The sequence below is a fragment of the Brachyspira sp. SAP_772 genome, assembly GCF_009755885.1.
Classification (GTDB): Bacteria; Spirochaetota; Brachyspiria; order Brachyspirales; family Brachyspiraceae; genus Brachyspira.
On record NZ_VYIX01000001.1, the window covers coordinates 131,286 to 147,121 of the forward strand.

The following is a 15,836-nucleotide window of genomic DNA, read 5'->3' on the forward strand; positions in this document are numbered from 1 at the left end:
TGTAAATTTTTTTGCAATGTTTTTTATATTTTTCTCAAATAAAAATTATTAATTTACAAACCTTGTAAAAAATTAGCTTATAATATAAAATTGAATATCTTTAATAGAAATAAAAAAAATGGAGCAAAAAATAAGATGGATTATAGTTCTACTATCAATTTGCCTAAAACCGCTTTTCCTATGAAAGCTGGTTTGAAGGAAAAAGAGCCCAAAATAATAAAAAAATGGGAAGAAGAAAAACTTTATCAAAAGCTTAGAGAATTAAGAAAAGGTGCTCCTAAATGTATTTTACATGATGGACCGCCTTATGCGAATGGAGACATTCATATTGGAACATCATTAAATAAAATTATTAAAGATATTATTGTGAGATATAAATCTGCTAAGGGATTTGATTCTCCTTATGTTCCGGGTTGGGATTGTCATGGTATGCCTATAGAGTTAAAGGTACAAGAGAGTTTAGGAGATAAATATAAAGAAACTTCTAAATTTATAATGAGAAAAAAATGCCGTGCTTATGCTCAGAAATATATTGACATTCAAAGAAAAGAGTTCAAAAGACTTGGTGTAATGGGAGATTGGGAAAATCCTTATCTTACAATGTCTCCTGAATATGAATCTGAGATAGTTGAAGTATTTGCACAGTTAGTAGAGAAAGGCTACATATATAAAGGCTTAAGAACTATTCACTGGTGTATGGACTGTGAAACTGCTTTGGCTGCTGCTGAAATAGAATATGATGAGAATCATACTTCTACAAGTGTGTATGTAAGATTTCCTGTATTAAATAAAATCAATGATAAGTTAAACGGCAATGTTGATGTTATGATATGGACTACTACTCCTTGGACATTGCCTTCAAATATGGCTTGTGCTTTCAATAGAGATTTAGAGTATGTGGCTGTTGAGATAGACGGAAGATATGCAATAATGACAACTTCTTTAGTTGATACTGTTCTTGGTAAAAAAGACATGAAATCAGAGGGAAGAGATATTATTCCTATATCTATGGAAGAGATTGAAAAACTTGAAATAGCTCATCCATTTATAAAAGACAGAAAATCTGCTGTTGTATTTGCTGATTATGTTGAGGCTACTGCTGGTACTGGTGTTGTTCATACTGCTCCCGGTCATGGTATGGAAGACTATCAGACAGGTATGAATTATGGGCTTGAAATATATTGTCCTGTTGATAAAGCAGGAAGATATACAAGCGAGTTTCCTGAGATGCAGGGTATGAAAGTAAGAGATGCTAATCCTAAAGTAGTAGAGATACTTGAAAACAATGGTTCATTATTCTACAAAGAGAAAGTTACTCACAGTTATCCTATTTGTTGGAGATGTAAGAATCCGTTAATATTTAGAGCTACTTCTCAGTGGTTTATGAATATGACACATGATAAGATAGATGAAAGAACAGTTAAATCTTTAGATAATATAAAATGGTATCCAGCTTGGGGACATGAGAGAATGAAAAAAATGCTTGAGAATCGTCCTGACTGGTGTTTATCAAGACAGCGTTCTTGGGGAGTTCCTATACCTGCATTCTATTGTAAAAACTGCGGAAAAACTTTACTTACTGCAGAATCTACAAGACATTTTGCTGAAATAGTAAAAACTAAGGGAATGGATGTTTGGTTTGAATTAGAGGCTAAAGATTTACTTCCTGAAGGCACTAAATGTGAATGCGGAAGCTGTGATTTTGACAAAGAAGAAGATATTTTGGATGTTTGGTTTGATTCTGGGGTATCATCTTTTGCTTCACAAAAAACTAACAAAGATTTGGACGGAGTTTTCCCTGTTGATATATATTTAGAGGGAGGCGACCAATACAGAGGTTGGTTCCAAGCTGCAATTTGGCCTTCTATGGCTATAAGAGGAATACCTCCATATAAAGAGCTTATCACTCATGGTTGGACTTTAGACGAGCAGGGCAGAGCTATGCATAAAAGTGCTGGTAATGTTGTTTCACCTTTAGAAGTTATTGACAAATATGGTGCTGATATATTAAGACTTTGGTGTATAAGTGAAGACTTCACTCATAATGCTCGTGTTGGCGATAATATGATGAAGGCTATTGCTGACAATTACAGAAAAATAAGAAATACTTTCAGATATTTGTTAGGCAATATTTCTGATTTTGATTACAGTAAAGAAAAGATTGAAGTTAAAGATTTGCTTCCTGTAGACAGATATGCTTTATCAAGACTTAATAGTTTTATAAAGGTTGCTGAGAAGGCTTGCGATGGTTATGAGTTCCATTTATTCTATCAAAGACTTATAAATTACTGTGTTGTTGAGCTTTCTGCTACTTACTTTGATATTATAAAAGACAGATTATACTGTGATAGAAAAGATTCTCTCTCAAGAAGAAGTGCTCAGACTGTGCTTGTTGAGATATTAGATGTATTAGTAAAATTAATAGCTCCTGTGCTTCCTTTCACAACCGATGAGGTTTGGGGATACTACAAAGGAGAAAATGCTTCTTCTGTACATTTAGAATTATATCCTAAAGCTGATGAGAGTTTAATTGATTTAGAGTTAGAAAATGAGTGGGCTTCAATTCTTAAAGTACGCGATGATGTGTTATTATCACTTGAAAGAGCTAGAGATAACAGCACAATAGGAAAATCTTTAGAGGCTTATATAACAATATGCACTAAAGAATCATCAACTAAAGACTTGCTTACTAAATATGAAAAATATTTAAACGAGATATTCATTGTAAGTAAAGTAACACTTTCTGACAGCAAAGACGACACATTTATAGAGGGCGGAGTTTCTTTTGTTAAGACAGATAAAGCTAGTCATGAAAAATGCGTACGTTGTTGGGGACATTATGACAGTGTAGGCTCAGACAGCGAGCATAAAGAGTTATGTACTAGATGTGCTGAGGCAGTGAAATAAAAAATACAAAAATAAATTAATATTTAAATATTATAAAAGGGCGGCTGTAATGGCTGCTCTTTTTTATTTATAAATTTATTAAAATATAATATTTAATTATTGATAGTAGTAAAATGGAACTATAAGAGGTTTAAATAAATCATTATATTATTATAATTTAATAATTAAAAAGGAGTTATAATGATGACAGTATATAATAAAATAGGAACTTCAAATGAAAATCCTCCAAGCGGTTATGATACTTGGAAAGAATATTGGGAATATAAAAAAGGGAGAAAATTTCAAAAGTGTTCTAATTTAGCATGTAATAATGATGCTGAAGTTGGAGCACATGTTTACCCCAATTATTCACATGATACAATATACATAGTGCCTTTGTGCAAAGAATGTAATCATATTTATAACCAATCACCTATGAATGTAGAAGAAATAGATTTGCTTAGACTTAATCAGTAAATATATTTTTGTACTAGGAAATTATTTATTATCAATTCTTTTATTGATTATTAAAATTTAACATAAATTATTAAATTAAAATTTATATATAAGTAATAAATATTTTATTACAATGTAAATAAAATAGTGCAGTTAGTATTTGCTAGCTGTACTTTTTTGTTGCTAATAATCTTTATTATATTCTTTTAAATAATATTAAAAAATAATTATCTTTTCACTTGACAATTCTATATATATGTTGTACTATACTGTGTATAACACAGTATAGCGTATTAAATAATAAGGAGCGGCGATTGAATAATGATGATTTAATTTCTAGTTTGGTGCAAGAATTGAGGAGGGGTACTTTAATAATGGTTGTATTAAGTCAGCTTAAAAATGAAGAATATGGCTACAGCTTAATAAGTAAATTAAAAGAAAATGGTATAACAATAGAGTCTAATACTTTATATCCGCTTTTAAGAAGATTAGAAAATCAGGGGCTTTTAAAAAGTGAATGGAAAACAAATGAAGAGAAGCCTAGAAAATATTATTTAATAACAAAAGATGGGCTGAAAGTATTAGAAAAATCTAAAGAACATTGGAAAGAGTATTCTAATGCCGTAAACAAAATTCTTGAAAAATAATTAAATTAAAAAATTAAAGGAAAAATTATGAAAGAACTTAGTAAAGATGTAAATGATTTAATAGAAAGATATATTTATGCTGTTACAAAGAAAATGTCTTTAAAAATTAAAAATGATGTTGCTGATGAATTAAAGACATTAATTTATGATACAATAGATGAAAGATATAATGATAAAGAAATAACGTTAAAAGATGCAAAGATTATTTTAATGGAATTGGGAAGTCCTAATAAGCTTTATGAAAAATATGATAATTCTTCAGACAAATGCTTAATAGGTCAGCCTTATTATAATTATTATAAAGATATATTAAAGATTGTTTTAATATCTACTATTTTTGGAACAGGGTTGTCTTGCCTTATTAATATTCAAAATCAAACTGTATCAAAATTTTTTAGCAATATAATATTGGCATCTATATTATCTTTTTCTTTTGTTACTTTAATATTTATTTTTATATATAAGTTTAATATTAATTTTTTTGATGATGATATTGATTTTGATAAATTGCCAAAACTTCCAAATAATAATATAAAAACAAATAAATATTTTTCTTTATTATCAATATTATTTGCGGTGATATTTTTAAGTTTATTTATTTTATCTCCAAGTATATTTAGTTTTAATATAGATGGGAAGTTTATAAATTTATTTAATATTGATATTATAAAATCATCATATTTATTTGCTGTATTTTTTATTGTTTTATTGATATTTAGAGAGATAATAAAGATAGTTGATAATAGTTATAATATGAGAAATACAATATTATTTATAGCTATTAATATATTTTCTGCTGTTATTTCTTTTATATGGTTTTTTAATTATAATTTAATAAATGAAGTATTTATTGATTCTTTAATAAAAAATGCAAGTAATAATTTTATTTTATCTATATTTAGTAATTTTCAAATGTTTTGTTTTTTTATGATATTACTTGCATTGATTTTGGATAGTATTGATAAGATATTAAAATTTAAGCGTAACTGTTAAAATCAAAATTTATATATATAAATATGGTATAAAGGGTAGCTGGTGTTTACTGGCTGTCCTTTTATTTTGTTGCAGTTTTATAATATAGTTATTAGTAGTAGAATCTTTTCTAAAAAATGATAAATAAAAAATTGTCTCTTTCATTGAATAATTAAAAAAAATTACTTATACTATGTAAAAATAAAAAAATTGTTTTTTACAATCAAGGTTTTTTTGATTAATGTTTTCTTATATAACTAATTGGGAGATTATTTTATGTATAGCAAAGATGAAGTTTATAAAAAAGTTGAAGAGCTTGTTATTAAGTTTAGAAATAACAGAGAACAATATACTAACAAAAATTATAATGAAACGGAGACTAGAAGGGATTTTTTGGATCCGTTCTTTGAGGCGTTCGGTTGGGACGTTTCTAATAGAGCGTGTAAATCGCAGACTTATCGTGATGTAATTCATGAGGATAAGGTGAAAGTGGGGAAGGAAACTAAGGCTCCTGATTATGCGTTTCGTATTGGGGGGAATAGGGTTTTCTTTGTGGAGGCGAAAAAGCCCGGTGTTAATCTTAAAGAGGACAGTTTACCTGCTTTCCAGCTTAGGAGGTATGGCTGGAGTGCAAAGCTCGGGATTAGTTTTCTCACTGATTTCGAGGAGCTTGCCGTTTATGATTGCACTAGAAAACCTAGTGTTAATGATAAGGCATCAACGGCAAGAATTGAGTATATTCATTTTGAGGATTATTTAAAAAAATTTGATTTCCTTTATGAGATACTCAATAAAGAGAGGATTGAACAGGGCTCCCTTGAAAAGTATATAGCAGGGACTTCTAACAAAAAAGGTACTGAAAGCGTTGATATAGATTTCTTAATCACACTTGACAATCTACGTACTAAACTCGCTTCTAATATTTCTAAATTAAACAAAGATTTATCTGTACGTGATTTGAATTATGCAGTGCAGCAGATTATTGACAGGATTATATTTTTGAGGGCCGCTGAGGACAGAGGTATCGAAGAGTATGGCGATTTGAAAAAAACTTGCCAAAACAAAAATGACAATTTTTACAGCAATCTATTAAAAATCTTTGAACATGCAGACGGTAGGTATAATTCCGGGCTGTTTGATTTCTCTAAAGACAGTATTAGCAGCAGTATTGTGATTGATAATAAGGTGATAAAAGAGATTATTAATGAGCTTTATTATCCTTTGAGTCCTTATGAGTTTTCTGTGATATCGGTTGAGATAATAGGGAATGCTTATGAGCAGTTTCTCGGCAAAACTATCACTATAGGTAAGAACCATAGTGCAAAGATAGAATTAAAACCAGAGGTGCGTAAGGCAGGAGGGGTTTATTATACACCAGAGTATATAGTAGATTATATAGTAGCGAATACGGTTGGGGAGGCGATAAAGGGTAAGAAGCCAGAGGAGATAGCCAATATAAAGATATTGGACCCTGCTTGCGGTAGCGGCAGTTTTTTACTTGGGGCGTATAAATATTTACTTAATTATCATATAGAATATTACAACAAGATAAAGGACAGGGCGAAGTTTAAGGGGGTGAAAGAAGATGTAATAAAGGAGAATGGGGATTTAACAATTTGGATAAAGAAGCAGATATTACGCAACAACATATTTGGTGTGGACATAGACAGCAATGCGGTAGAGGTAACGAAATTATCGCTACTAATGAAATGTTTGGAGGGGGAGAGCCCAGCGTCAATACAGAACAATCAGGATTTATTTAATGAGCGGGCTTTACCGTCATTGGAGGACAACATCAAGTGCGGGAACAGTTTGATAGGCAATGATTTTTATGAAAGTCATTTAGATTTGGACGATGACACTTTATATAAAATTAACTGCTTTGATTGGAATTTAAAATTTAGGGACATAATGAAATCAGGCGGATTTGATGTTGTTATTGGTAATCCTCCGTATGTTCAAATTCAAGGTATGGAAAGAGAACTTAAAGAAGGATATAAAGAAGCTAATTATAAAAATTATATTTCTACAGGGGACATTTATCAGTTATTTTTTGAAAAAAGTTTAAATGTACTTAAAGTAGGCGGAATTGTTGGAATGATAACTTCTAATAAATGGATGCGTGCGGGATATGGTGCAATTACAAGAGATTATTTTTATAGGAATGTAAATGTTAATGGTGTTATAGATTTAGGTGGCGGAAGATTTCAAGGTGCTACAGTTGATACAAGTATAATATTATATTCAAAAAAAGATAATGAAATAAAAATTAATGAACCTAGAGAATTTAAGGCTATTAAATTTTATGATGATTTATCAGAGCTTAATAATATACAATTTAAAAATGAGATTATCATAGCAGATAAAGATAAAGAATGGCTTATAATGAATAATATTGAAAATAGTATTTTTGAAAAAATAAATAAACATAAACCTTTAAAAGATTGGGATATTAATATTTATAGAGGAGTTTTAACAGGATTTAATGAAGCATTTATTATTGATGAAGAAACAAAAAATAATCTTATAAATGAAGATTCTAAAAGTGCCGAGTTAATCAAACCTGTGTTAAGAGGAAGAGATATAAAAAGATATTATTCATCTTATACTTCATATTTAATTAATACTCATAATGGTATAAAAGAAAAAAATATACCGCCTATTAATATAAAAGATTATCCAGCTATAAAAAAACATTTGGACAAATATTATAAACAATTAGAAAAAAGACAGGATAAAGGTATAACTCCTTATAATTTAAGAAATTGTGCTTATTTATCTAGTTTTTCAAATATAAATATAGTTTGGCAGCGTATAACAGATAGAAATAAATTTGTAGTTTCAAATGAAGGAGAATATATACTTGATAGTATGGCTTTTATTAGTGGACTAAATTCAAGAGAAAAAGCATATTATATATTGGGCGTATTGAATAGTAATTTAGTATATTTTTGGATTAGACATAATGTGCATGAATATGGTCAAACAGGTTTTAGACTTTCAAATCAGTATGTTGAGATAATACCAATTCCAGAACCTGATAAAGATACTGAAGATAAGTTAGTTAATCTCGTTGACAATATCATTGATTTAAACAAAAAGTTATCCTCCGAAAAGAACCCAAACACTATAGAAATGCTCAATACTCGTATACAAGCCGTTGATGCCGCTATTGATAAAATTGTTTATTCTTTGTACAATTTGACTGATGAGGAGATTAGAGTTATTGAGGGTAATTAAATGGAAGATGAAGATGTAATAAAAAAACAATCTTTAGAAAAAATGTTATATTTTTCTGACATAGCTAATGATTTTTATTCATTTAAAAATGAAATTACTTATAATAATAGATTTTTTCCAAAGCATAAAATTATTACTAAATTAAAAAAAGAATTAAAAAATCATCAATATATATTAGAAAAAGGAACTATTTTATATCGTAGTAGAATATATAGATTACCTATAGATATAAATTGTTTCATTAAAAATGGTTATTTATCAGGATATGATGCAGAAAATTCTTTAGCTCCTAAAGATAAAAATATTATTGGAGCAGGTAGAGCAAATCCAGAAAAAATTAGTTATTTATATCTATCACAAGATGCCAAAACAAGTATTAAAGAAATACGTCCTATTATAAAAAATAGGATTAGTGTTGCTCGAATAAAAATATTAAAAGATTTAAAACTATTTGATATTTCAAATTTAAATGAAAAATTAAAAAATGTTCCTGAATTGCAATCATTAAATTATGCTTTTTCTATTCCTAACTTTGGAGATAAAACAGATTATGTTCCAACACAATATATTGCTGAATTATTAAAAAACAAAAAATTTGATGGGATTAGATTTAATAGTTCTCTTGATAATGCTGGAATAAATATAACTTTATTTAATCATGAAAATAATTGTGAGTTCATAGACTCAAAATTATATTTATTAGAAGATATGGATATAAGTTGTTCAGATATGGAATGTTTTTTTAAAATATTTTTCTCTACATATGATAAAGAATAATATTTTATATAAGGTTTATTTATGGATAATTTAGAGAGTACGACTAAAAAAGGAGAAGATTTTGAAAAAAAGGTATTAAGAATATTTAAGAGTTATATTGATGGAGATAAATATTATGTTGATTCCAGAAAATGTATTTTATTACATAAATATGTATGTAAAAAAGAAGATAACAATTATAGAAATATAAAATTTGATATTGTAATAAAAATGTATAATACTGTAGATGAAAGAGAGCGTGCTGAAAAAGGAGAAAATATAAAACATGCTAGTATGATAGTTATAGAATGTAAAAACCATACTAGGAAAATATCTTCTACATATATAGAAAATTTTAATACTCTTATTACTAATTCAACTGCTCAAAAAGGTATTTTAGTATCTAATAAAGGTTTTGCCAAAGAAGCTATACAAATAGCAAAAAAATTTAAAATTGATTTAGCTATTATTAACGAAAATGACGATTTAATTTTCAAAAGAAAAGAAGATAATTATGTATATTATAGTTTGTACGAATTACTATTAGCACTAAAGATTATTGATAATGATTATATAAATTATTCAAAAATAAAAATTCCATATATGGAAGAATTAAAAATAATAGATATTATAAATAATAATTTTAATTATTTAGATATATATAGTTCTGATAGATTAAATACAGAAAAACTAATAAAATTTATTGATAGTAGATTTGGATTAAAATGTGAATTTAATTCTTGTTTAGACGGAAGTATATTAGGGTTTATTTCTATGAAAAAATCAAAAATATTTATATCTAATAAATTAGAATATGATGATCCAAGATGGAGATTTACTTTTGCACATGAAATAGGTCATTTTATATTGCATAGAAGTTACCTAGAAAAATATATAGATTTTTTTGAAGATAAAGTTACAGATATAATATTTGAAAGTGATATTATACCTAGAAACATAAATAAAAGAATGGAAATACAAGCCAATCTATTTGCTTCTAATTTATTAATTAATAACTTATGTCTTGAAGCACAATGGAATAATTTTAAAAAACAGTATTTTATTGTAGAAGATTACTTATTTTTAGATAACCAAAAAATTAATAAAAATAGAGCTAAATTATTAGTTGAATATATTGGACATAATTTTAATGTTTCAAAACAAGTTGCCATTATTAAATTAATGAAAAATCAAATATTAGATTTAGATAAGTCAATTTTTACTAAAAAAATGAATAATATTTTTTCTGTAGAAGATTATTTTATAGATATGGTTTATAAAAGTTACTGTTATATTAATAATAATTTATATATATAATTATAGAAAAATTGTAATAAAAGTTTTATTCTAATATGCGATAATGAACCGCACACTAGTACATACTATACGTTATAAAACTATGCCGTGCGGAAAGCCCCTACGGCGAGTAGTGAACCGCACACTGGTACATCTTCTCTAGTTCAAAGCTATGGCGTGCGGAAAGCCCGTATGGCGAATACTGCTACAGCTAGGCGAGTAGTTAGCTAGGCGAGTAGCTTGAGACGATAAATTATTACTACTTTTCTTAAAAAATTTCCTATCCCTCGGCTTATTATTTAAAAAAATTTGTTTAACTATATAGGGTGGGCGGGCGGGAACTCAAAATTTTAAAATTTTTTATTACCCTTCATTTTTTTAGTTCGGCGGTGGCGTTGGGGTGAGTGTTAGCGTTGGGGTTAGGTTGGTGCTAGGGTTAGGTTAGTGCTGTGGTGAGGTGGGCGTTATGGTCTATTAGTGTCCTAACTTGCTATGAACCGCACACTATTATATACGCAATAGGTTAAAGCTATGCCGTGCGGAAAGCCCCTACGGCGAGTAGCGGAGTGCCCCCGACCGGAGGGAGGCCTTTAGGGCGACCGTAGGAAGTGCGTTAGCTAGGCGAGTAGCTTGAGACGATAAATTATTACTACTCCAAAAAAATTCATCTTTCTGGGCTTATTTCCCTAAAAAATTCTGTTTAACTTTAAAGGGTGGGTTAGGGTGGGAATACAAAATTTTAAAAATTTTTCTTACCCCTTCATTTTTTTAATTCGGGGGCGGCGGTGGGGTGAGTGTTAGCGTTGGGGTTGGTGCTGTGGTTAGGTTAGCGTTGGGGTTAGGTTAGCGTTGGGGTTAGGTTAGTGCTGTCGTTTATTCGTGCCATAACTTGCTATGAACCGCACACTAGTACATACTATACGCTATAAAACTATGCCGTGCGGAAAGCCCCTACGGCGAGTAGTGTTGGAATGATAACTTCTAATAAGTGGATGCGTGCAGGATATGGTGCGATTACAAGAGATTATTTTTATAGGAATGCAAATGTTAATGGTGTTATAGATTTGGGGGCAGGAAGATTTCAAGGTGCTACAGTTGATACGAGTATAATATTATATTCAAAAAAAGATGATGAAATAAAAATTAATGAACCTAGAGAATTTAAGGCTATTAAATTTTATAATGACTTATCAGAGCTTAATAATATAAAATTTGGAGATGACAGAGTTATTGCACATCACGATAAAGAATGGGTAATAATGAATAATCTTGAAAATGGTATTTTTGAAAAAATAAATAAACATAAGCCTTTAAAAGATTGGGATATTAATATTTATAGGGGAATTTTAACAGGATTTAATGAAGCATTTATTATTGATGAAGAAACAAAAAATAATCTTATAAAAGAAGATGCTAAAAGTGCAGAGATAATTAAACCTGTATTAAGAGGAAGAGATATAAAAAGATATTCTTGTAATTATGATAATGGATTGTATCTAATTAATACACATAATGGTATAAAAGAAAAAGATATAGCTCCTATTGATATAAAAGATTATCCCGCTATAAAAAAACATTTGGATAAATATTATAAAGAATTATCAAAAAGATTAGATAAAGGTATAACTCCTTATAATTTAAGAAATTGTGCATATTTACTAGAATTTGATAAACCTAAAATAATTTATCAAGAGATATGTCAACAGGCTTCATATTCTTTAGATGAAGATAATTCTTTTATTAATAATACAGCTTATATAATGGTAAGTAAAAATTATAGTTTAAAATTATTATTAGGTTTATTAAATTCAAAATTGTATTGGTGGTTTTTTACTAAAAATAATATGACTTTAGGTAGCTCAGGTATAAGAATGCTAGCCATGTATATAGAAACTTTACCAATTCCAGAAGTTGATAAAGATACTGAAAGTAAGTTAGTTAATCTCGTTGACAATATCATTGATTTAAACAAAAAGTTATCCTCCGAAAAGAACCCCAACACTATAGAAATGCTTAATACTCGAATACAAGCCGTTGATGCCGCTATTGATAAAATTGTTTATTCTTTGTACAATTTGACTGATGAGGAGATTAGGGTTATTGAGGGTGATTAAATTTTAAAATGTATTATAGTTGGTTGATAATTTTTATATTTTTTTTATAATTATATAATAAGTTTAATATGGATTATTTTTTATGAAAATTCAATTATATACATACCTTGTAGAACCTAAAGAACTTTTATCCGTTTGTACTGATTCAGCCATAGAATTTTTTAATATTTTTAGTAAAGAATTATATTCTGAAAATAGAAAAAGATTAGTTAATAGAGTTGTATATAATGAAGAGTTGGATACATCTATGGTTATATCTGATTATAAAATGAATGATAAATTTATATTTGGTTCAATAATGATTATAAAGAATAATTTAGTAAAAGATATTTCTACTTTAAATATGGAAAAAGAAGATAAAATAATAACTAAAGACTTAGAAATAGATAAAAGAAAACAAATAAGTGATATATATAATTTTTATGTTAAGAAAAATAAAGTTATAATTACAAATGGAAAAAGATATAATCAATCATTTTTTCATTATATTAATCATTTTATACAGAATGAGTTTTTAGAATATTCTGTATCTCCATTAATTCAGAAAATATCTAAATCAAATGAAAATTATAATCTTAGTAAAATAAAAAATATAAAGCTATCTGAGAGATATATAAAAAAAAATATTAATACTAATAATAAAAAAGATGGTAATATTATAAAAGTTTTGGATAATGTGAATGAATCTCTAGTTAAAGAAATATTTCCAAATAGTAGTATTTCAATTGAAGAAATAAAAAAAACTTTTGACATAGAAATTGTTTTGAAAATAAAGAAAAATTTAAATGAGATTCAAAAAAGTTTTAGAGTGCTTAATCCTGAAAATCTTATTATAGAAAATAATAATGGTTCACAAATAACAGGTGATACATTAACAGAAAAAAGAATTGTTGAAATTAGTGAATATGTCGAAAACGGAATGCCTAATGAAGAAGAATTGTTAAATGAGATGATTAATTATATGGAAGATATTGAAAATGAAAATTATTAAATTAATATTAAAATATATTATTGCTGTTATACTCACTTCTACTTTATTTATTATACTATCAAATTTATCATTTATAAATTTTCTTGATAAAGATAATTTTACGAATGTTAATAATATGTTATTTACAAGTATAACTATCATTTTTTCAGTAGGTTTTAGTTTACTTATAAGTTTTGATATAGATAGTATTAAAAATATTTATGTTTTAAAAAAAATGAATGATGGATTAAAAGATATAAGAGATAAAATGATTTTATTCTTTTTTATAGCTATATTAATTTTTATTTTTTCTATAGTAGTAAATATAGATAAAAATTATTATGTCAATATGTTTTTTAAAATTAAATTGTCTGTTGTTTGGAACTCTTTTTGTATATCAGGTTTATTAATAGTATTATTAATATTGATTTTAATATTTAAATATACTTATGATAAAAAAATAGAATTAAAAATTAATTTGATGAATGAACAAGAGATATTAAAAAAATCAAACTTACAAGAATGAATATTATTTCATAATAATTCCTTAATCTATATGCATATTTTATGTTAAAATGGTTGGATAATAAAACGCTCGATTGTGAGTTTAAAAAGTGTGGCTAGACGAGTAGTTAGGTTGGTACTGGGGTTAGGTGGGCGTTATAGTCTATTTTTGCCTAATATGCGATAATGAACCGCACACTGTTACATCTTCTTTAGTTCAAAGCTATGTCGTGCGGAATGCCCCTACGGCGAGTAGTTAGCTAGGCGAGTAGGTTGGCCGATAAATTATTAATACTTTTATTAAAAAAATTCATACTTATAGGCTTATTATTTAAAAAAATTTGTTTAACTATATAGGGTGGGTGGGCGGGAATACAAAATTTTAAAATTTTTTCTTAATCTTCAGCTTTTTAGTTCAGGGGCGGCGTTGGGGTGAGTGTTAGCGTTGGGGTTATGGCAGGTGCTAGGGTTAGGTTAGTGCTGTCGTTTATTCGTGCCATAACTTGCTATGAACCGCACACTAGTACATATGCAATAGGTTAAAGCCATGCCGTGCGGAGTGCCCCTACGGCGAGTAGTGAAATCAGGCGGATTTGATGTTGTTATTGGTAATCCTCCGTATGTTCAAATTCAAGGTATGGAAAAAGAACTTAAAGAAGGTTACAAAGAAGCTAATTATAAAAATTATGTTTTATCAGGGGATATTTATCAGTTATTTTTTGAGAAAGGTTTAGATGTTTTAAAAATTGGCGGAATTGTTGGAATGATAACTTCTAATAAATGGATGCGTGCAGGATATGGTGCTGTTACGAGAGATTATTTTTATAGGAATGCAAATGTTAATGGTGTTATAGATTTGGGAGCAGGAAGATTTAAAGGTGCTACAGTTGATACGAGTATAATATTATATTCAAAAAAAGATGATGAAATAAAAATTAATGAACCAAGAGAATTTAAGGCTATTAAATTTTATGATGATTTAGTAAATCTTAAAGATTTAGAATTTAAAAATGATATAGTTATAGCTAATCACGATAAAGAATGGGTAATAATGAATAATCTTGAAAATAGTATTTTTGAAAAAATAATTAAACATAAACCTTTAAAAGATTGGAATGTTAATCTTTTTCAGGAATAAAAACAGGGTTTAATGAAATCTTTATTATAGATGATAATACTAGAGAAGAATTAATTAAAAAAGATGTGAAAAATTCTGAAATTATAAAGCCTGTATTAGTAGATGATTCTTTATTAAAATATAGAATTAACTTTAATAATAAGTATTTAATAAATACACATAATGGCGTTAAATCAGAAAATATACCTCCAATAGATATTAATAATTATAAAGATATAAAAACATATATTGATAATTCTGTAGAAGAAATTAAAAAAGGAGTTATGAAAAGAAAAGGTGGACATACAACTAATAATAAAAGTTTTTTTGATAGGTCTGATATGGGATATACACCATACAATCATAGAAATTGTGCTTATTTATTAGAATTTGAAAAACCTAAAATTGTATGGAAACAGACTTCAAAATATCAAACATTTATGTTAGATACAGAAGGATATTATATAACAGTTTCAGCACATATGTTAACAATAAATGATAATGATTTAAATAAATTAAAATATATATTATCAATATTGAATTCTAAATTATTTAAATATTATATGTTTTCAGTTGCTACAAATTTTAGCGGTGTTGGTATTAGGTGGATACCTGCATTTATTGAAAATGTTCCAATCCCAGAGCCTGATAAGGATACTGAAAATAAATTAGTTAATCTCGTTGACAATATCATTGATTTAAACAAAAAGTTATCCTCCGAAAAGAACCCTAACACTATAGAAATGCTTAGTACTCGCATACAAGCCGTTGATGCCGCTATTGATAAAATTGTTTATTCTTTGTACGGGTTAGATGCGGAAGAGATTAAAATTATTGAGGGGGAGTAATTTTATTATAATATGGGGATTAATACCCCA

At 27.7% G+C, this 15,836-nt stretch carries 12 protein-coding genes; all 12 read left to right on the forward strand.

Features of this window, described 5'->3' with window-relative positions:
- Positions 1-135 precede the first annotated feature (135 nt).
- The 12 genes from ileS to GQX97_RS00590 all read left to right on the forward strand — a co-directional run bounded on the left by ileS (position 136) and on the right by GQX97_RS00590 (position 15,806).
- Positions 136-2,907 carry an isoleucine--tRNA ligase gene (gene ileS / locus GQX97_RS00535; RefSeq protein WP_157150022.1) on the forward strand — a complete coding sequence of 924 codons (2,772 nt, stop codon included), beginning with the start codon at positions 136-138 and terminating at the stop codon, positions 2,905-2,907.
- Between the two features lie 180 nt (positions 2,908-3,087).
- Positions 3,088-3,363: a hypothetical protein gene (locus GQX97_RS00540; protein ID WP_157150023.1), complete on the forward strand. Its 276-nt coding sequence runs from the start codon at positions 3,088-3,090 to the stop codon at positions 3,361-3,363.
- Positions 3,364-3,656: 293 nt separating this feature from the next.
- On the forward strand, positions 3,657-3,989 hold the full coding sequence (locus GQX97_RS00545) for a PadR family transcriptional regulator (protein ID WP_157150024.1): 333 nt from the start codon (positions 3,657-3,659) through the stop codon (positions 3,987-3,989).
- Between the two features lie 27 nt (positions 3,990-4,016).
- The gene (locus GQX97_RS00550; RefSeq protein ID WP_157150025.1) at positions 4,017-4,982 is read left to right on the forward strand and encodes a hypothetical protein; all 966 of its coding nucleotides are present in this window, start codon (positions 4,017-4,019) and stop codon (positions 4,980-4,982) included.
- A gap of 255 nt (positions 4,983-5,237) precedes the next feature.
- Positions 5,238-8,201, forward strand: coding sequence for an Eco57I restriction-modification methylase domain-containing protein (locus GQX97_RS00555; protein ID WP_157150026.1), 2,964 nt, complete (start codon positions 5,238-5,240; stop codon positions 8,199-8,201).
- A complete protein-coding gene (locus tag GQX97_RS00560; RefSeq protein ID WP_157150027.1) occupies positions 8,202-8,978 on the forward strand; it encodes an RES family NAD+ phosphorylase in 777 nt (258 codons plus the stop codon).
- A gap of 21 nt (positions 8,979-8,999) precedes the next feature.
- Positions 9,000-10,274, forward strand: a complete 1,275-nt coding sequence (locus tag GQX97_RS00565) for an ImmA/IrrE family metallo-endopeptidase (protein WP_157150028.1) — start codon at positions 9,000-9,002, stop codon at positions 10,272-10,274.
- Positions 10,275-11,224: 950 nt separating this feature from the next.
- Positions 11,225-12,367: a TaqI-like C-terminal specificity domain-containing protein gene (locus tag GQX97_RS00570; protein WP_157150029.1), complete on the forward strand. Its 1,143-nt coding sequence runs from the start codon at positions 11,225-11,227 to the stop codon at positions 12,365-12,367.
- Positions 12,368-12,449: 82 nt separating this feature from the next.
- A complete protein-coding gene (locus GQX97_RS00575) occupies positions 12,450-13,358 on the forward strand; it encodes a hypothetical protein (protein ID WP_157150030.1) in 909 nt (302 codons plus the stop codon).
- Positions 13,345-13,863: a hypothetical protein gene (locus tag GQX97_RS00580; protein WP_157150031.1), complete on the forward strand. Its 519-nt coding sequence runs from the start codon at positions 13,345-13,347 to the stop codon at positions 13,861-13,863. The genes GQX97_RS00575 and GQX97_RS00580 overlap by 14 nt, the downstream gene beginning before the upstream one ends.
- Positions 13,864-14,418: 555 nt before the next feature.
- Positions 14,419-14,979 (forward strand): Eco57I restriction-modification methylase domain-containing protein, encoded by a 561-nt coding sequence (locus GQX97_RS00585; protein WP_157150032.1) that lies wholly within the window; start codon positions 14,419-14,421, stop codon positions 14,977-14,979.
- 65 nt (positions 14,980-15,044) lie between these two features.
- Entirely contained in the window at positions 15,045-15,806 is a 762-nt protein-coding gene (locus tag GQX97_RS00590; RefSeq protein WP_157150033.1) for a TaqI-like C-terminal specificity domain-containing protein, read from the forward strand.
- The last annotated feature ends 30 nt before the right edge of the window (positions 15,807-15,836 follow it).

What these genes read in the sequence shown, in the direction of transcription:
- ileS (WP_157150022.1), top strand. Translation starts at nt 136, where the DNA reads ATGGATTATAGTTCTACTATCAATTTGCCTAAAACCGCTTTTCCTATG.
- GQX97_RS00540 (WP_157150023.1), top strand. Translation starts at nt 3,088, where the DNA reads ATGATGACAGTATATAATAAAATAGGAACTTCAAATGAAAATCCTCCA.
- GQX97_RS00550 (WP_157150025.1), top strand. Translation starts at nt 4,017, where the DNA reads ATGAAAGAACTTAGTAAAGATGTAAATGATTTAATAGAAAGATATATT.
- GQX97_RS00555 (WP_157150026.1), top strand. Translation starts at nt 5,238, where the DNA reads ATGTATAGCAAAGATGAAGTTTATAAAAAAGTTGAAGAGCTTGTTATT.
- GQX97_RS00560 (WP_157150027.1), top strand. Translation starts at nt 8,202, where the DNA reads ATGGAAGATGAAGATGTAATAAAAAAACAATCTTTAGAAAAAATGTTA.
- GQX97_RS00565 (WP_157150028.1), top strand. Translation starts at nt 9,000, where the DNA reads ATGGATAATTTAGAGAGTACGACTAAAAAAGGAGAAGATTTTGAAAAA.
- GQX97_RS00570 (WP_157150029.1), top strand. Translation starts at nt 11,225, where the DNA reads ATGATAACTTCTAATAAGTGGATGCGTGCAGGATATGGTGCGATTACA.
- GQX97_RS00575 (WP_157150030.1), top strand. Translation starts at nt 12,450, where the DNA reads ATGAAAATTCAATTATATACATACCTTGTAGAACCTAAAGAACTTTTA.
- GQX97_RS00580 (WP_157150031.1), top strand. Translation starts at nt 13,345, where the DNA reads ATGAAAATTATTAAATTAATATTAAAATATATTATTGCTGTTATACTC.